The following is an 18342-nucleotide window of genomic DNA, read 5'->3' as shown; positions in this document are numbered from 1 at the left end:
AACTCCGGCGTGCCCAGAGCCGGCCGCCGCGAAAGCGTCCGTCACGCTTCTGTCTGACGCAGACTCCATATCGCGAAGCCGTCCCAACGCCCAGCGGAGATTGCGGCTGCCTGGCAACAACGTCTCGGCGAATTTCATCCGTGAATCATGATCCAGCCTAGAGATCGCCAGGCCCTGTCTCTCAAGCGCCTCAGAAAATCTGCGAAGACTACGACCATAGATAGCACGGGTGGTTGAGGCCAAGCTGCTGTCACTGGCCACTTGTTCCAAGACATGCGCGTCTGCCTTTGAGGGCACCGGCGCTGGCCGCCCGACAGTCGCTGAATAGCCCGGCTCATGATACGCACGCAGGACGTTCAACGCCGGCTTTATATCCTTTATGTCATTGTTTTTCGAAAAGAAAGTATCGAGGTGATCGACCAGGGATTGGTGATTTTTTAGATCGGTCGCTTGGCCGCGAGCGCCGAGATCATTCGCCAATCGGCGAAGCGCATTCGAGTATATTCGGAGCGTCGCCGCGCTATGGTGTTGCTGAGCCGCAGCGTGGGCGATCGCCTCATCAATAACGTCCCGGTGTTCGTCGGACAGATGGGGATAGCGGGTAGCAGGGGCGCCAGCAGTGGCTGAATAGCCGGGCTCATGATACGCACGCAGGACGTTCAACGCCCTCTTCATATCATCGTCTTTCGGAAAGAAAGCAATGACGTGATCGAACAGGGGCTGGTGATTTTTTAGATCACTCGCTTGGCCGCGAGCGCCGAGATCATTCGCCAATCGGCGAAGCGCAGACGTGTATTTTCGGACCGTGCTCTCGCTATATTTTTGCTGAGCCGCAGCGTGGGCGATCGCCTTATCAATAACGTCCCGGTGTTCGTCGGACAGATGGGGATAGCGGGTAGCAGGGGCGCCAGCAGTGGCTGAATAGCCGGGCTCATGATACGCACGCAGGACGTTCAACGCCCTCTTCATATCATCGTCTTTCGGAAAGAAAGCAATGACGTGATCGAACAGGGGCTGGTGATTTTTTAGATCACTCGCTTGGCCGCGAGCGCCGAGATCATTCGCCAATCGGCGAAGCGCAGACGTGTATTTTCGGACCGTGCTCTCGCTATATTTTTGCTGAGCCGCAGCGTGGGCGATCGCCTTATCAATAACGTCCCGGTGTTCGTCGGACAGATGGGGATAGCGGGTAGCACGGGCGCCACTCGCGACAGGTTCGGCTCGGCGCGGCTCGGCCACGTGCTGCTCAAAGCTCGCTTGCCGGGCCTGGCCCGCAACCGGCAAGAGGTCATGGCGGTCCAAGGAAGAGAGCATCGCGTCTGGGACGGGTTGAGTCCCATGGGAGAAGTCTTTGGGGACGGCGAATGGGACGTTTATGGAGTTCTCGATGGCAGCGGGGGGTGCCTCAGACCTTGCGAAGGGCGCTGCCTCCGCATGCAGCCTTCCGATGTGTTCGGACCATGTCCCTTGAACAGGTACCCCTTCCAATGGCAACTGCTGCATGGGAGGCTGCATCGGAACGCGGCCGGCTGAATTGCCGATTTCGCTCAGCGGCTGCTGAATGGCGGCGGCTTGCGGCGTATTCAGGACCCTCTGCCTCTCCGCTGGCCTCAATAGCACTGTGGAGTGTTCATTGTTGATGATGACCCACCCGGGTGGCAGGTGGTTGCCCTGGTCAAGCGCATTCGGCCAGGGCCGGATCTGCTGTTGGCTGGCAGCTAACGCTGGCGGGGCGGCGGCCTCAACTCCGGCGTGCCCAGAGTCGGCCGCCGCGAAAGCGTCCGTCACGCTTCTGTCTGACGCGGACTCCGCATCGCGAACCCGTCGCAACGCGAAGGTGAGATTGCTGTTGCCTGGAAACAACGTCTCGGCGAATTTCATCCGCGTATCATGATCCAACCCAGAGATCGCCAGGCCCTGTCTCTCAAGCGCCCCAGAAAATCTGCGAAGATTACGACCATACATAACACGGGTGCTTGAGGCCAAGCTGCTGTCACTGGTCATTTGTTCCAAGACATGCGCGTCTGCCTTTGAGGGCACTGGCCGCCGGGCAGTCGCCGAATAGCCCGGCTCATGATACGCACGCAGGACGTTCAATGCCGTCTTTATATCATCGTTTAGCGGAAAAAAAGCATCGACGTGATCGACCAGGGATTGGTGATCTTTTAGATCAGTCGCTTGGCCACGAGCGCCGAGATCATTCGCCAATCGGCGAAGTGCATACGTGTATGTTCGGACCGTGCTCACGCTCAATTTTTTCTGAGCCGCAGCCTGGGCGATCGCCTTATCAATAAGGTCCCGGTGTTCGCCGGACAGATGGCGATAGCGGGCATTACGGGCGCCACTCGCGACAGGTTCGGCTCGGCGCGGCTCGGCCACGTGCTGCTCAAAGCCCGCTTGCCGGGCCTGGCCCGCATCCGGCAAGGAGCCATGGCGGTCCAAGGAGGAGAGCATCGCATCTGGGACGGGTTGAGTCCCATGGGAGAAGTCTTTGGGGACCGCAAATGAGACGTTTATGGAGTTCTCGATCGCAGCGAGGTGCTTCTCAGACCATGCGGACGGCGCGGCCTCCGCATGCAGCCTTCCGATGTGTTCGGACCATGTCCCTTGAACAGGTACCCCTTCCAATGGCAATTCACCCAACTGCTGCATGGGGGGCTGCATCGGCACGCGGCCGCCTGAATTGCCGATTTCGCTCAGCGGCTGCTGAATGGCGGCGGCTTGCGGCGTATTCAGGGCCCTCTGCCTCTCCGCTGGCCCCAACAGCGCTGTGTAATGTTCATCGTTGATGATCACCCACTCGGGTGGCAGGAGGTTGCCCCGGTCAAGCGCATCCGGCCAGGGCCGGATCTGCTGTTGGCTGGCAGCTAACGCTGGCGGGGCGGCGGCCTCAACTCCGGCGTGCCCAGAACCGGCCGCTGCGAAAGCGTCCGCCACGATGCTGTTGAGGTCACCCCGTCCAGCGGGCATGCCTGGGTCGCTGAAAAAAGACGAGGTGGCTTGATCATCCTGCCGTCGCTGAAGCACTTCGCGTAACCCCCGTTCCAGTCGCAGAAGCTCCTCCGGATTGGTTGGCGACTCGTCAGCTTGATCGAACAGCCTGCGGGTCTCGGCAAGGTGCTCATCGCCCACTTGCCGGGCCTGGTCCGCTTGCCCCTCTTCCAAGCCGGCGTCCTGCACCTGCGACAAAGCTGTTACACGGGATGTACTATTTAGCGGGTCCATGCTACCTCACATACAAACTATATCGTCAAAGTTCTGCGCCAATCCACGCAGCTGCTCATCGGGTTGCGATTCTGCCGAGAGCCCCTCGTCTGCTATCATCAAGGGTGCCGGGTCCGGGAGGGCGCCTGTCTGGCTTTCGAAGATGCGTTTCAGGATGCGATCCGAAAAATATCGCACCTTCCTCAATTGCAATGGTGGCAGACCTTTGATCAGAACGATCTCGTACTCGTCATTGAGCAGCCGAACCTGTTCGGGACGCAACAGCGGTGCACCTTGATGTGAATTCTGGATGTTCCAATCGAACGTTCGCGCCTGGCTGTAGGAAATCGATTGGGCTTGAAACGTGTATTCACCGATGGCTTTGGAAATGTAGGTTGGAGTCTCGTCATCGGCCGTGGCCATGAACACTTGCAGGCCGGTATTGCTGAGAAAATTCTGCTTGCCAGCCTCGCCATAGGCCCCCGTCAGTGCCGAGAGGCTTTGGATGATGAGCATGAAGCGACCCTTGTAGCCCGCGATGGTCGTAATTGCGGTCTCGATCGCCTCCAGCTTACCCAAGTGCTTGAATTCATCGAGCAGAAACAGAACTTCGTATTTTTCATCCCGGCGAGGCAGCGACCGCTGTAGAATTGAAACGACTTGCTGAAAGAACAGGCGTACCAAAGGCGCGACCACCTCAAGATCGTTCGGACCAACGCAAAGATAGATGCACGTTTTGCGACGGCGAAGATCATAGACCGAAAAATCTGAGCGACTTGTCGCCGCCTTTACAGCGGGATCCGCCCACAAATTGAGTCCGCCATCGCCAAGGACGGACGTGTAGGAGGTCAGGATTTTTGTATCGTTGCCCGCCATGTCGTCGAAGATGCGTTGTGCCTCTTTGTTCCGGGTCTCCATGGCGAGTCGCGCGAAGAGCTTGAACTTCTCCCCCGGCTGGGCGAAGAGATCATAGACGGCGCCGATTGTTGGCGTGCCCCGCTCGATGCAGGCGAGGATGCACGCGGGTGCAGTAGGGCTGCATTCAACATGACAGGGCGCTGTTGGAGGACATCCAGGACTGGTTGGGTGACCGATTGCAGAGTTGGCGTCTGGGCCGATAACGACTGCGGAAAAGCGCCTATGCAGCCCTGTCTCGACTATTCCCCAGCGATTACGGACTCGTCCTTTCTGCATTTGGAAAGTCCTGCCGTAGTAGGGCCGGACGTCGCCTCGGCTGAAATCATTCTGGCAAACATTCGACATTCTCAGCACGATTATCGCCGGTCCGTAACGGGTTTTCGGATGAACAGAAGCAATATGCGTGCCAAGGTAAGAGTTATTTCGATACAATGGGATACATCGATCCGCTTATGTCGCTTTCCAACATTGTCGTACATCAGACAATTCCAGGTGACATGTCGCGGCGCCAGCGGCAAGTTGCTATCCGGGCACGGCCGGTCCTTCCTCTATAGGGTCAGAACAAGATTTGTGCGAAATCGTACGTTTAGCCGGGAAAATCATTTCGATGACCGCCACACATGCCAAGATGGCGACATACATTGCTTTTTCTGCCTAAAAGCTCATACTCGTCGTTCATGATAAGCTACGGAAAACATGAGCAATTTTTCCTAGCGTACGATTCTGCACAAATCTTGTTCTGACCCCAGTCGGCGCGCTCGACCTTCCTGGCAGGGATTCCCGGGCGAAGTTCCCTGGCGCAACCATGATAGATAGGACCTCAGTTGCCGCTCCCAGATCGACTGCACGGCGAGTGCGAACGCCGTTTTTGTTTCTCGCAGGACATCTTCGACGTCACTTCGTTCGAACACAGCCCACGGTTCCTGGCGTCGGCCAAGTTCCTCTATTCGACGATCGAGATATCTCAGCGCTGGAACGATGACTTCATCCAGGTACGACCTGATCGTCTTGTCGTGCCGGGAGGCGAGAACATCTGCATAGCAATTCTGCCATCGGAATGGCGCCATCACCCTACATCTCGATCCAGAGATGGTCGATCAAGATCGGCTCAAGGCCGGCGCCGCGTTGATGGGTTGATTGCAGAGATGCAACCCGTGTTGCCCCGTGGTGCGCCGCCAATTCCAACTTGTCGCCTTCGGACCAACCTTGAACGGCCGTGACAACAAGCCCATCGATCCATCCGTCGAGCTGCCCGCGCCAGTAGGTGATATCCCGATCCTGAACATATCCAATCATGGCCGCGCGGGAATGTGCCGCACCATGATGCCCCGCCTTGAATCGCTGAATGCCGCCGGTTGAGCTGAATTGGCTGAACACATACTCACGATCGTCCCGGTCCTTGCCTTTCGGTGTCGGCAGCCGTTTGCATTCTATCGGCAACAGCGTCCGGTACTCGCTGTACTCGCGACCGGCGATCCATATAAGCGCGCCACTGGGTGCAACAACGAGATCGATAGACCGCCCCGCCCGGACGTCGTCAGGTTCTTCGCGACGAAACTGTAGGAAGTCCCAACCAGCCGAGTGCCGGCTGACGCTGTTCAAACGTGCGCAGAGCTGCGCCGTCAAGCCGGTTTCGCCACTCTGGGTCGGCCGCGCCGGATCGTCGCGCCAACCAGGAAGCGCTCCGGCGATGAATCCAACGAGGGACGAAAACCACTCACCGGGAAGGTGGATGTCTGCGCTGAGTGTGCCGGCCTGCCCGGAGGCCCTTTCTTCATCCGCCAGCACGCTAGAAGCCCTGCCCCCTTAGATCGGCGAGGACGTCATCGGCGTCGCGCAATGCGATGGAGCGAGTCCAGAACCGATGCCGATCCGGCTTGAGCAGAAAAACGAAGCCCTGATCATATAGTCGAGTGATGCGAGTGATCGTGAGGCTCGAGCCGCGGCGCTCCTTTAGCAAAGCGTCTAGCTTGGCCCTCAGCGCATTGGCATCAGACCAATCGACGATCCCATCTCCAAACCCAAACGCTGCACATATGGCGCCGGCCCAGTGATAACGACCCAAGGCGCAGAGAGGCTTGCGTGCATAAACGGCGTTGATCTGTGCGGTGAAGGTATTGTCGAACGCGTCGAGCGCCTCTTCCGGGGCGACGCGCATCAGCGCTGACGCGGTCCCCAAACGGATGAACTCTCGCTGATGATCGACAATATCTTGCGCAACGATGCGCTCATTGTCGCTGAGGTCGAGGTCTTCCTCTTCCGGATAGGGTAGGGCGAGGATGTCAGCCTGCAAGATTGCAGTAGCGCGCTGTACGAAGAGGCTTGAGCTGATCCCGGCGACATATGCCCTCAAAACGGTCTGCTCCTTGCGCAGCCATGCCTCGAGCGCCTGCAATCGTGCAAGGTCGCGCTTTTTCGCCGCAAAGCCCATGATGCGGTGCTTGTAGGTCAGATAATCGCCTTGCCAGATTCCATGATGAAGATCCTCGTTCTCTTTGACGAGCAGAAACGGCGGCGTGAATCGCCCGGCGCTCTTTGGGTCCTTGATCGGCTGATCGGGAACAGTCTGCAGATCACTGGCATCGATGCCGGTTTCGGACAACGCCTCCGTCGGCAACAGTCGCTTTCCGATCACGTGCTCTGCCGGTCGCGAGATGCCCTTCTTGCCGGCGATGTAGCCTTCACCAAAGTTCCATTCGTGCCGCGTCGCGACTTCCCTTAGCGTTGGATACTGCCGAAGGCGCCCAATCAAATCGCGTACGCGGCTTCCTCCAAGGAGGTTCGAACGCCATATATCGGCAGACTCTGTCGCCTCAGTGTTCCGCACCCAGTGGAGATCGTAATAGTCGATATCGAACCCTTGCTCTGCCGTGGCTCGCCCGTTGCGGCGAAAGACGGCGTGCAAGATGCGACCATCGGCAACCGGCCCCATCGCCTCTGCGAGTACGACGACAATCTTCGGGTCGGCCTCGCCCTTCTTGAACAGTCCCCGAACCGAGACGAAATCTAGGATCTCGCGCACACTCCAACGCGTGAAAATGCCCCCTCGGAACGGAGCGACGTTCTGGTTGTAGAGAAAGCCAGCTGGCTCGACCAAGGCGACGATTCCATTGGGCGTGAGAAGCTCCATCGCCTCATGCAGGAATAGGTATGCGAGCTGCATATCGGCGAGCAGGCCGTGGGTCTTGGTATAGCGCGCGTAGCTCCGCTTGGCGCCCTCGGTGGTCAGCGTCGACTCGAAGGGAGGATTGCCAACGAGCACTGCGACCGGCATCTTGATAAGCCCCTGCTCCTTGGCTTCAAAGAAGCAGCTCCAGTGCAAGGTCTCGTTCGCCAGCGGGGGAAAGAGCTTCACGCTGGCGCGAATCTCCTCCGGCTGAAGCGCGTCGCACAAGCTGAGACACAGGCTGAATGCCGCCAGCTCGATCGCCCCCTCCTCAAGGTCGACACCGTGCACCCGCTGCAGGAGTGGGCGCAGGTCGTTGATACCCGGACGCACCCATCCATTGTTAAGTCGCCAATGCAGCACAAGCCGCTTGTAGGCTTCCACTAGGAAGACGCCCGATCCACACGCCGGATCGAGGATGACGCCGTCGCTTGCCATCAGCCTGTCGAGGCGCTCCCAGCTCAAGGTCTCCTCGAGCATCAGGCGGACCAGCGCCGGCGGAGTGTAGATCGAACTCGCCGCATCCTTGACGAAAAGCTGGTAGATATTGCTGATCAGCTCCACCGGCAGGTCACGGAACGAATAGAGCCGCCACAGACTCAGCTGACCGGTCGCATCCTCGCGTCCCTCAACAAGTCGCGCGTAGCTCATAAGCTCGCTGCTCGCGAGTAGCGCCGCGCGCTCCTCCTCGGTCAGGCGAAACACGTGACCGTTGAAACGCTCTTCCAACGTTTCGAGTAGTTTCACCAGCGCAGCGCCATCGCCCAGGACCTCAAAGAAGCGCGCCGCGCCACTGCGCGCGCGCGCGAAATCCTTGGGGAGCAGAACCGAGCGCTCTTCGAGATAGGCTATGAGCAGCGCGAGAATGAGTAGGCGACGGCGCAGCCGCGGCTCCAGCAGGCGGCTCTCGGTTAGTTGCTTGGCTAACGCACGCACTTCTTCAACAAGCGTACGGTGCGCCGATTTTTGCGCCGAGAGCATCAGGTCACATGCGATCGGGTCGTCCCAGATCGTGCCGTTGCGGATGCGTGCCGCATTCCACCAGACGTCAGCCGCCGCGATATCCGCACCGAGAGCCAGGGTTCGAATCGGCCGGCAAACCGGCACATCGTCTGGACCGACAAAGTCCGGTTCGTGCGCGCAGCGGAACAGCTGGATGCGCCCCGGCGCGGCACGATAGACAAGAGGAACACCGCCCCAGCTCCAGAGCCGCTTGTGGAGTTGGGCAAACCCCTCGTCGTCCACCGCGGTGCTGGCATCGAATACAAGGGCTTGCGCGACCGCGGCGCGACCGTGCCGCCCAGCTTCAAAGAACACGGCACGCGCGCCGTAGTCGCGTGCTTTCTCCATGACCGCTACTTCCTCGGGCGCGCGCCCAAAGGGCTCATAGCCGTCGACCGCGACCAACCCATCAACGCTCGGAAAGGCGCGGCCCTCCCCAATGGCGAACAGCCACTGGGCCTCGGAACCCGGACGCTCTGTCTCGTCCAGCGTCATCAGCGGCACCTGCGCCACGCAGGTGCCCGGACAGCTTGAATTGGTCGGGCGCGCGCAGTCATTTCTGCCGCTTGGTTTTCGAGAGTGCGAAGCCTTCTTTGAGGAGATCGGTCATGCTGATCCCCTCGGACACAGCGAAGCCTTTGAACTCCTTCTTAAACTGGGAGCTGACCTTGAAGTTGAGCGATTCCTTTTCGGTCTCCAGCGCGCTGCTTTCGTTGCTGCTTTCGGTTCGCCTACTGGCCAAAGCCGCCCCCCTTTGGCGCGGCGACGACTACTCCGGTCGCGCGACCCGAGGAAAAGGATACAGATTTCTGCCTTTCTTGCAATCCCGAAAGCCAGAAATCGTTCTATGCCGAAAGGCAGAAATACAGAATTCTGGATCCGGGACCCCAGCCAAGCACAGCCCATCATCGATCTCCAACGCCTGCCATGAGGTACCGAAGCGCCGAAACGGTGCGGGCGCTCCAGCCGGACTTTTGTGCCCGGTTCCGGAGCGGCAGCCGCGAAAACGTCAGGCGCCCATTTTGGGGACAACAAGCTCTGACCTTCCTGCGATGCGCACCGAATCTACACTTCACTCAGTAGAACAAACAGCGAACGCATCTGCAAGGGTTCCCGATCGATCTTAAGCAGCCTCAGCCGCTGGCGGCGACTGCGCGCCGGTCGAAAGTAATCTCTCGACACCTCGCCCGGTGCATCCACGCCCTCCGCGTCGAAGGAACCCGGTCAAGCGCAGCGATCTTCTGCTCCTCACACCACAGCGGTCGATCTTTGAATATGCCGCGTCCCTTTACCGCATCGCGCTGAACCTCGTTCCTGCCCCTCCGTACCACGCTGCCATGCCTTCCTCTCGCGATGCTGCGGCCTTTCGGCGCCTATATCGCCGACCATATGGAGTTCATGGGAGCGCAGAAGGACGCAGAGTAGGCCCTGCTGACGGCGACACAGCCAGCTGACGAGCAGGGTAGCCGAGAAGATGATCGCCCAGGCTCGCCGGCCGTCTGCGCCACGACAGATGCAGTTAATTTGAGAATCCGACCGTCAAGATTCTCATAATTAAGTGCTCAATTTAGACGAAACTGCCGCATTCTTACAATTAAGTGCCAAGCGACAATCAGCCCGGTTACGGGCCAGAACCCCATCCCTGATCCGGCAGGGTGCAGGCGAGCGATAGCCCGCAACAACCGAGCACCGTGCGGCGGCGGCCAGCCCTGTCCAGCGCCAGCCCGATCAGCGCCATCCGCCCGATCGCCGCGATAGCGCGGATGGCGCTGATCCCGTTCGCCGCGGTGGGACGGCCGGTGAGCCGCTGGTCGTGCCGGGATCGGCCCTGCGATCGCAGCTTTTCCCTTGGCCTTCGGCTTTCTCTTCATCGCGTCGATGGTTGATGCTGTCCTCAAGGACTATTCCTCGCAGGACTTTTTGCGCGACCGCGGTGAAACAGCAGGCGATGGGGACGACCGCGCGCTTGTTGACCTGCTGGTTGAACAAATCGAATTCGCCGACGTCGTCGTGCTCAACAAGGTGTCCGACGCCTCGGCGAACGATCTCGATCTGGCTAGAAAAATCGTTCGCTCGCTCAATCCAGACGCGGCGCTGATCGAAGTCGATTTCGCCCAGGTGCCCTTGGACAAGGTCCTGAATACCGGCCGCTTCGACTTCGAAAAGGCCGAGCAGCACCCGCTCTGGTACAAGGAATTGAACGGCTTGAAGGACAACATTCCCGAGACCGAGGAATATCGCGAGAGGCGGCCCTTCGACCCGATGTAACTCCAGGAGTTCACCAACAGATCGTGGCCCGGTGTGGTGCGAGCCAAGGGCTTCTTCTGGCTGGCGACCCGGCCGCACCATGTTGGCGAGATCAGCCAGGCCGGCGCGCTCATCCGCACGGGCAAGCGCGGCCTGTGGTGGGCGTCGGTGCCGAAGCCGCCTCGATTGCACGAGTAAAATCACAACTTGTTATTGTGCAGTGCAGCAACGATATTGCTGCATGTGCGTTGTGCGCAGCGTGGCCATCGTAGCGGCCGACCCACAAGGAATACTGTTTTGCGAAAAATCTCCGACACCATCACCCGCCTTGCGGCATTCCGCGCCGGGCAGGGTTTTCAGACCAATGGCCAAGGCCGCGATCGGTTATCGGATCTGGCCGATTTCGGCTCGAATCCGGGCGCCTTGCGGGCGAGGATCTATGTTCCGGATGATCTGCCTGAAGCGGCGCCTCTCGTCGTTGTGCTGCATGGCTGCACGCAGACTGCGGCCGGTTACGACCATGGTTCCGGCTGGTCGCAACTGGCCGATCAGGAAGGTTTTGCCCTGCTGTTTCCCGAGCAGCAACGCGCAAACAACGCCAACCTCTGCTTCAACTGGTTCGTGCCCAGCGATACAAAGCGGAACGGCGGAGAGGCACTTTCCATCCGCCAAATGATCGAAACAATGGTCCTGGCCCATGGCCTCGACCGTGGGCGCATCTTTATCACCGGCCTCTCCGCCGGAGGCGCCATGACATCGGCCATGCTGGCTTGCTACCCGGAGATTTTCGCAGGCGGCGCGATCATCGCTGGCCTGCCGTATGGAAGCGCGAAGACCGTCCCTGAGGCCTTCGACCGCATGCGCGGTCATGGCATGCCCTCGGAACGGCAATTGCAGAAAGCCCTACGCGATGCCTCGCCGCACCAAGGTCCTTGCCCCTCGATATCCGTCTGGCACGGCTCCGCCGATCAAACCGTAGCTTCTTCCAACGTTGATGCGATCATTGCGCAATGGCGGGCCGTTCACGGACTCGATGCACGTTCGACCCGATCAGAAATGGTGGATGGTCATTCACGGCGCGTCTGGTGCAATGCCCAAGGGCAGGAGCTGATCGAGGAATATCGCATCGCCGGAATGGGCCACGGTACGCCACTTGACACGGCCGGCGACGCCGCGCTTGGCGCTGGGGGACCGTACATGCTGGACGTCGGTATCTCCTCTACCCGGCATATCGCGCGGTTCTGGGGAGTAGCGAAGCCGTGCGTAAAACGAGATGCGAAGATCAAGCCGGCAAAAGCCAACAACGAGGGGCTCGCGCCCGGTTTCGCACGCGCTTTCTCGATGCCCAAGGCTGGGGTTCCCAATGTCCCTCACTCTGCGAAACGTGCAAACATGCCGCCTCCTCAGAAGCTCAACTCCGCCGCGGAGATACGAAAAGTCATAGAGGACGCCCTGCGATCGGCAGGCTTGATGCACTAGCGTCTCGCCGAAACAACCGCACTTTAGGACCCTGCACGAGCAAAAATTCGATATCGAGCCAACCTCTTCGGCCAAGATGAGACTGCGAGGCGTTGCCAACGCCTGGCGGAGCTGAAGCCCCAAAGGGATCTTCACCCGTTCGGGCAGTCATCCCTGACGCGCACTGTCGCTGTCGTGCGAAGAGGAAGGGGTCCATGTTTACCGCGATCCGGCGTGCCCCAAGGCAACTCTGCCATCTCAACATCGCCGCCGCAGCGCCTTATGATAACGCGGCGTTCGTCGAGCGATGAGTCGGAATCGAAAGCCTTCGCGCTCAGGGGCACGAACATAACAGGAACAAGATCGCGGTGCGATGCAATCGGACGGAGGACCGATGCGCAATGACTATCGATTGACGGTGGATGTCGCTTCGATCGTGGAGGACTTCGCCGACCTGAAGATCAAGATCCGCTTCGGCGAAGGCGCGCCGCACCTCCAGGTGCGCGAAGACATCAAGATCACGGACGTGGCGCCGATCATCAGGACTATTGCGGGCGTCCGAGGCGAAGGCGATATGATGCAACGTCGCTGGAGCTGGCCCGGACCGAACAAGCGGCCGGTCTATAATTTCCGTTCAGAGGGCCGGGAGTTCTCGTCGAACCGGTGCCTCATCGTCGCGGACGGTTTCTACGAGTTCACCGATCCGATAGACCCAAGAAGAAGCGAAAAGACAAGTGGCTCTTCACAAAGAAGGACTAGCCGATCTTCTGCATTGCTGGAATCTGGCGTGACACGCCGGAGGTCGGCGAAGCCTTCACCATGCTAACGATGGAGCCTGGGCCTGATATCGCGCCCCATCATGACAGGCAGATTGTTATCCTCGATCGCAGCGTGTGGGTGGACTGGCTCGACCCTTCGGTGTCGTCGAAGTAGCTGATCAAGGCCCTTCCCCCCAGCACACTGCAGGTAAAGCAAGTCGGATGAAATGAAGCGAAACGGCACCCGATGTCGATCAGGGATGGGGCGGGGAGCGCACCACCTGCCGGGATGGCTTGTCCTGACGCTCGCCTTTATACGAGACTTGGCGCAGGAGATTGTCTTCCGTCCAGGTGAGATAGGTGACCTCGACCACCACTTCAGGCCTGACCCAATGCACGCGCGACAGCTCAAGCGGCGAGCCAAACCGGCTCTCGCGCGGCGGCGGAACGTCGAGGGGCATTCGACCTGTCTGAAGTGGTTCAAGCCGGCGAGCCAATCGCTTGAGCTCTGCAACCGTGATGCCCGTACCGGCGCGGCCCGCGTACAGCAGACGACCATCATCGGTGTAGTAGCCGAGAAGCAGCGAGCCGATATGCGGCCGGCTTCCAGTCGGATCGGTCCAGCCGACGACGATGAATTCCTCTCTGTTGAGACACTTTGACTTGACCCATAGGCCGCGATTGCCGGATGCGTAGGCGCGGTCGATCAGCTTTGAGATAGCGCCTTCGAGTGCAAGCCGGCAGGCGTGCTTTCGGAACGCAGGCCCGTCGCCTATCACGTGATCGCTGAAGCGCAGGCCAGGCATGTCGGTCGAAAACAGGCCTTCCAGTCGCGCCTTGCGGTCAATGAGCGGCAGCTTCGCAATGCTTTCTCCGTTCAGGAACAGAAGATCGAAAGCAAAGAAGACAAGATCGCCCGTGCGGCCCTCGTCCATAGCGGCCTGCAGGCGGCTGAAGGAGGTGACCCCGTCTGCCCGAACGGCGCACAGCTCCCCGTCGACATATGCCTCTTTCACCGGGAGCGCGCGGAGGGCCGCTATCGTCGCTTGATAGCGATGCGACCAATCGAGGCCGGTGCGGGTGAGCAAGCGGATGTCGCTGCCGTCGATCCGCGCGTGCATGCGGTATCCGTCATACTTGATCTCATGAAGCCAACCGGGGCCGTCGGGCGCTTCGTCGACCAGGCGCGTCAGCTGAGGCTCGATCCATTTCGGCGGATGCGTTTTATTCGGCTTTGTGGGATTCACCGTCTTCCGCGCCAATTGAGATAAAGCGTCGTCATGCGGGCCAGACTACCACATGATGACGGTGTATCGGCTGCAGCTTCTACCGGAAATCCCGCGTCTTCACGTTGTGCTGTCGATGTGCTCGTAGGGATCGACCAGATTCCTCGTCTTGGGCAGGCTGCGCGGATCGGACCTGGAGAGCTGTGATGGAACTCGTCGCCGCGTCCGCGCGGGAGTGGGAAATCCTGCCTCCCGCGAGCTGATGCTGGCCAGCTCGCCGGACAGATCGGCGAGCTCCTGCGCCACGATATGCGCCACGCCCTCGCGCTGCACCCAGCACGACGCGCCGGAACTTCTCGAAGACCTCGGTCCAGACCACGAGGTTTGCGACCGCGGCTTCGTCCTCCAGGGTGGTGACCATTACACCCGTGGCGAGGCGGCGACATGAACCCAGCGTCGGCCGCGGGAGGCGACAACCCTCTCGAGCGTCGATGCCGAATCGCTTTCCAACTGCTTGCGAAAAAATCCATTCATCGATAGGAAAATCACTTCAACTACATTCACCCCTTTTTGGGCGGTATTGTCGGTCGTTGCTGGATTTTGCTTGGCGTTTTTCGACTAATCATACCCGAATATCTGGAACGGAGGCACTGCTGAGCTTTCCTGCCGGCAGAAGGGTCCGAACTGCGATATTCGGATGGCCGCTATGCTTCTGCTTTGAGCGGCGGCTCGTCTGCCGTTTGCATGCACCCTGCCGCCGCCAGCAGGTCGGTCTGGGTGATCAGGCCAAGGATGTTTCCCTCGGCATCGACGATGACTACGGCATGGCTGCAGCCGTCAGTGAGCACGGGAAGCAGGTACATAGCCGGCGTGTCGGGAGAGGCGGTAGCAGTCTTCGACATAACGCCCTTCACCGTATCGGCCAACTTAGTCAGCTCGCGCAGGCCCACGGCGCCGATCAGCCGACCGTGCGGATCGACCACTGGCAAGGTGCGGATGTTGTGGTCGAGAAGCTGCTTTCGTGCCTCGTCGATGGTAGCGTTTTCCGGCACCGAGATCACGTCGCGGGACATGATGTCCCGGCACAGCAGCATTCGGTGCGAGCGCACCATCGCCTGCAGCTCGACCTGCCGCAGCAGCCTCTCGATGTCGTCGCGGCCAATGTCGAAAGTTTCGTCCAAAGCAGCGAGTGCCGCATCGACATCCTCGGGACGGAAGCCCACGCGCTTCGCGGGCGGCGGATCGGCGGTGCCGTGGCTGCTGGCGGCGGGTGTATGGACATGCGGATAGTTGCGCCGTGACAGCCGGTGGAAGACCAAGCCGAGCGCCACCAAAATTGTCGAATTCAGCGCCACCGGCACCAACGGGAACAGGAAACCGAAGCTGAGCACGGCTGGTCCGCCAAGCACGGCCGTCAGCGCCGCGGCACCGCCCGGCGGGTGCAGGCTACGCGTGAATGACATGGCGGCGATCGCCAGCGCCACAGCGAGGCCCGACGCGATCACCGGGTCCTGCACGAAAAGCGCGACCGTCACGCCGACCAGCGCAGAGATTGAATTCCCGCCGATGATCGACCAGGGCTGCGCGAGCGGGCTCGACGGCACGGCAAAGAGCAGCACGGCGGAGGCGCCCATCGGGGCCACCAGCAGCGCCACATGAGGCCCGCCGCCCATGGCGAGCCCGCTGATCACGCCGGTCAACGCAATACCGATCGTGGCCCCGATGCAGGCGAGCAGCCGCTCGCGCAGCGTCGCGCCGGCGAGGATTGGGACGAAGAGGCGAAACCCCATGCTAAGCCTTGGAACGATGTGGAATTCTGCGCTGTCCGCAATGCCGCCGAAGCCACGGATTTGAAAGTGAAACAAATCCGAATGTTCACGGCCAGGGAGAATATTATTGCGCGCAGCGACTTCGGCGTCCGCCGCCAGCGGCTTGTGCTTTTAAGCCGCGTCACAGCCTTGGCGCGGAGATACTTCTACTGCAAATGGATTGTATTGACTTCTCCTCCCATGGCGGAACGTTCTCGCTTACCGCCGATCGTTCCGGGGAAGAATTCGCGTGAGCATTGGATCTTTGCTTCGTAACGGCGAGATGCGGCGACGACGATTCTCAAAGGTCAGCATCGGCGCGAAGAACTCATCAACCGGATTCGTCCCTGCGCTTTCGCTCGCTAGCACTTAGTTCGGGCGCGCTCGCCTGTCCATGAAAACCATGAAAACAAGCGCCCCGTCTTGAAGGGACACCGTGACAGAGTTAATTACACGGCTTATCAGAACTGTCCCGACGCGAAGATGAACGATTCTTTGGGGCCAGCCGTCCCAGCATTTAATCGCAGCGCAGGATCTTTGCTTCGAGCGCCGCTGCCACGAAAGCTCTTCGAGCAGCTGGTGGATGAGCCTTACCTTGCAATACCTGCAGACAGGCGTCCATCGCTACCCTCCGTTTCTCGGTCTCTCTGCAAGCCGGTCATCTCTCCGCCCCCAAAAGAAGATCATGCGTAAATAGGCCTAGACTAGTTCGTCTTCTTTGCCGAGCCGAGCCGGTTTCGCTGCGAACTGCGAAATCTCGACACAATGCCCTCTCGACTTGCCCCGCGCCAGCCTCGCATGCGTCGCCGACGCCTAGGCTCGCACTTTTCGACTGTGCAGGCAGCGAGCCACTGCATGGCGGAGGTTGCATCTTCCAATATCGCGGCTCGTCTCGCAAAGCCGAAAAAGGCGTTGCGCGCTGCACTCACAGGTTTCGCCCATCGTATGCATCAAAGCACGCCTTGAGGGCGGCTTCGTGGATCAGATCTCTGCGATCTTGTCGCCATTCGTTGAGGAAATCGACAGCGTTCGCAAGACTGGCAATCTCTTGCACGATGTACGCTGCACGAAGACGAAAAGCCGGCTGCTGAAAGCCTCAGAGTTCATTCGATCCTCCCGACCTGCTGAACAGCTGGTTTGCGTGAACAGGCGCCTCATCGACATCCGCGACCATAGCAAAATGTCTTGTCAGGGCGATGACGATTTCAAGAGGAGTAGCGGCGAGAAGTCCCCGGTAGGCGAGCAAGCCGACTCCGCTACTGCGGTTGCTCACCAGGTGGCATATCTACATGGTCCCGACGAAGAACCATTGGAACATCGTCCGGCTTTGCGCCCCACCAGAACACGGCTTCACCTTCTCCGCCTCGGTGCGCCGGCCAGGTATGACGAGCGGCCGCCGCTGACCTCCATGGCCACGCACAGACGCATCGGCCAGCGAATCTTCTGCCTGACGAGGAGCGGAGTTTGACAATGAGTAGAGACGTCAGCGGAAGCCTGCTTTGCCGCAGGCCCGGGTGTCATGCCATTCTTGTGGTGGACGGCCGTGATCACGTCTGAACAAGCAGCGTGTGTCGCCGCCGTTCACCCTCATTTACGCGAACAACTCCTTGTAACCGGTCGTCATCATCCAGTTCGCCCGATCGAGATGGCTTCTCGCGGCTTTCCGCGCGCGCACCGGCTCTTCCGCCGGATCGATGCCGAGGATGACCTGCGCCATCTCCTCATAACTGGCATCGTCGGCGGAGGCGTCCAGGAACCTCAAGTAGGTCTTGAAGTGCTCCTTGTCGTAGGCGGTCAGGCTGTCCGACCAGGGGACTTCATCTTTAAGACCTGGTTCAACGTCTGTGTATTTCATCACGATATCGGCTCCGGAAACAACTGGTCGAAGATTTCGCTTCGATAGGCTACCCGAACCCGAGGGGAGTATCGTCTCAAGACGAAATCCGATCATGGTCTGCAAGTGCCTGCCGAAGCGATGAGCGCTCGTTGGCGATGCGAATCCAAGTTTATGGATGAATTGCAAAAGCTCAAGACTGTTCGGCTGGCGTCCATTCCGCGGAATGGTCGGCCACAAACTTCACATAATTTCACATTTTTAACACAGACGAAAATCGGCCCAGAGCTTACGGCCGAAACGCGCTTAGGCATTGAGATGCGCCGTAATGGGGGCCAGGCTTCCGTGCCGATTCCAAATCTTTTGCTCTTCGGCTGTCCGCTCATCCGTCTTGACCAGGACGAACCTACAGCCTATCTCACCGACACGTTAGCACTCCCCGCTGGCGAGTGCTAACCGGGCTCCGGCAACGGAGAACCTTTCAACCTCCTCACCAGGGATATCTAAAATGGCAAAGTCGAATTTCCGGCCGCTGCATGACCGCGTGGTCGTTCGTCGGGTCGAATCCGAATCCAAGACCGCGGGCGGGATCATCATCCCCGATACGGCTAAGGAAAAGCCGCAGGAAGGCGAGATCATCGCCGTCGGTTCCGGCGCCCGCGACGAAGCCGGCAAGCTCGTCCCGCTGGACGTCAAGGCCGGCGACCGCATCCTGTTCGGC

The 18342-nt window shown here is 59.8% G+C and carries 8 protein-coding genes and 6 pseudogenes; 4 read left to right on the top strand and 10 right to left on the bottom strand.

Features of this window, described 5'->3' with window-relative positions:
- From AC0L2P_RS31410 to AC0L2P_RS31395, 4 genes and pseudogenes are all read right to left on the bottom strand, one after another.
- Positions 1-3225 (bottom strand): annotated as a pseudogene (locus AC0L2P_RS31410) (Ulp1 family isopeptidase); the annotation flags it as partial.
- Between the two features lie 6 nt (positions 3226-3231).
- Positions 3232-4227: pseudogene (locus AC0L2P_RS31405) on the bottom strand (type IV secretory system conjugative DNA transfer family protein); the annotation flags it as partial.
- A 966-nt stretch (positions 4228-5193) separates the two neighbouring features.
- The gene (locus AC0L2P_RS31400; RefSeq protein ID WP_473507073.1) at positions 5194-5910 is read right to left on the bottom strand and encodes a hypothetical protein; all 717 of its coding nucleotides are present in this window, start codon (positions 5908-5910) and stop codon (positions 5194-5196) included.
- A 1-nt stretch (position 5911) separates the two neighbouring features.
- Positions 5912-8785 (bottom strand): HsdM family class I SAM-dependent methyltransferase, encoded by a 2874-nt coding sequence (locus AC0L2P_RS31395; RefSeq protein WP_473507071.1) that lies wholly within the window; start codon positions 8783-8785, stop codon positions 5912-5914.
- A gap of 1374 nt (positions 8786-10159) precedes the next feature.
- On the opposite strand from AC0L2P_RS31395, the pseudogene AC0L2P_RS31390 reads away from it, so the two are divergent.
- Both AC0L2P_RS31390 and AC0L2P_RS31385 read left to right on the top strand, forming a co-directional pair.
- A pseudogene (locus AC0L2P_RS31390) lies at positions 10160-10714 on the top strand (GTP-binding protein); the annotation flags it as partial.
- A gap of 120 nt (positions 10715-10834) precedes the next feature.
- The gene (locus AC0L2P_RS31385; RefSeq protein ID WP_473507069.1) at positions 10835-12016 is read left to right on the top strand and encodes an extracellular catalytic domain type 1 short-chain-length polyhydroxyalkanoate depolymerase; all 1182 of its coding nucleotides are present in this window, start codon (positions 10835-10837) and stop codon (positions 12014-12016) included.
- Positions 12017-12219: 203 nt separating this feature from the next.
- Here the strand turns inward: AC0L2P_RS31385 and AC0L2P_RS31380 are convergent.
- Positions 12220-12345: pseudogene (locus AC0L2P_RS31380) on the bottom strand (SOS response-associated peptidase family protein); the annotation flags it as partial.
- 44 nt (positions 12346-12389) lie between these two features.
- Between AC0L2P_RS31380 and AC0L2P_RS31375 the strand changes: the two are divergent.
- A pseudogene (locus AC0L2P_RS31375) lies at positions 12390-12928 on the top strand (SOS response-associated peptidase family protein).
- Positions 12929-13007: 79 nt separating this feature from the next.
- Here AC0L2P_RS31375 and ligD read toward each other — a convergent pair.
- From ligD to AC0L2P_RS31350, 5 genes and pseudogenes are all read right to left on the bottom strand, one after another.
- On the bottom strand, positions 13008-14000 hold the full coding sequence (ligD, locus tag AC0L2P_RS31370; RefSeq protein WP_473507067.1) for a non-homologous end-joining DNA ligase: 993 nt from the start codon (positions 13998-14000) through the stop codon (positions 13008-13010).
- Between the two features lie 683 nt (positions 14001-14683).
- On the bottom strand, positions 14684-15769 hold the full coding sequence (locus AC0L2P_RS31365) for an HPP family protein (RefSeq protein ID WP_473507065.1): 1086 nt from the start codon (positions 15767-15769) through the stop codon (positions 14684-14686).
- A gap of 535 nt (positions 15770-16304) precedes the next feature.
- Positions 16305-16421, bottom strand: a pseudogene (locus AC0L2P_RS31360) (DUF982 domain-containing protein); the annotation flags it as partial.
- 291 nt (positions 16422-16712) lie between these two features.
- A complete protein-coding gene (locus tag AC0L2P_RS31355) occupies positions 16713-16841 on the bottom strand; it encodes a DUF982 domain-containing protein (RefSeq protein ID WP_473507063.1) in 129 nt (42 codons plus the stop codon).
- A 537-nt stretch (positions 16842-17378) separates the two neighbouring features.
- The gene (locus AC0L2P_RS31350) at positions 17379-17642 is read right to left on the bottom strand and encodes a DNA -binding domain-containing protein (protein WP_127248170.1); all 264 of its coding nucleotides are present in this window, start codon (positions 17640-17642) and stop codon (positions 17379-17381) included.
- A gap of 487 nt (positions 17643-18129) precedes the next feature.
- On the opposite strand from AC0L2P_RS31350, the gene AC0L2P_RS31345 reads away from it, so the two are divergent.
- A partial coding sequence (locus AC0L2P_RS31345) for a co-chaperone GroES (RefSeq protein WP_473507061.1) occupies positions 18130-18342 on the top strand: 213 nt, incomplete at its 3' end.

Source organism: Mesorhizobium sp. WSM4836, assembly GCF_055811815.1.
Note: the sequence above shows the minus strand (reverse complement) of the source record. Positions and strands in the feature narration are given on the sequence as shown.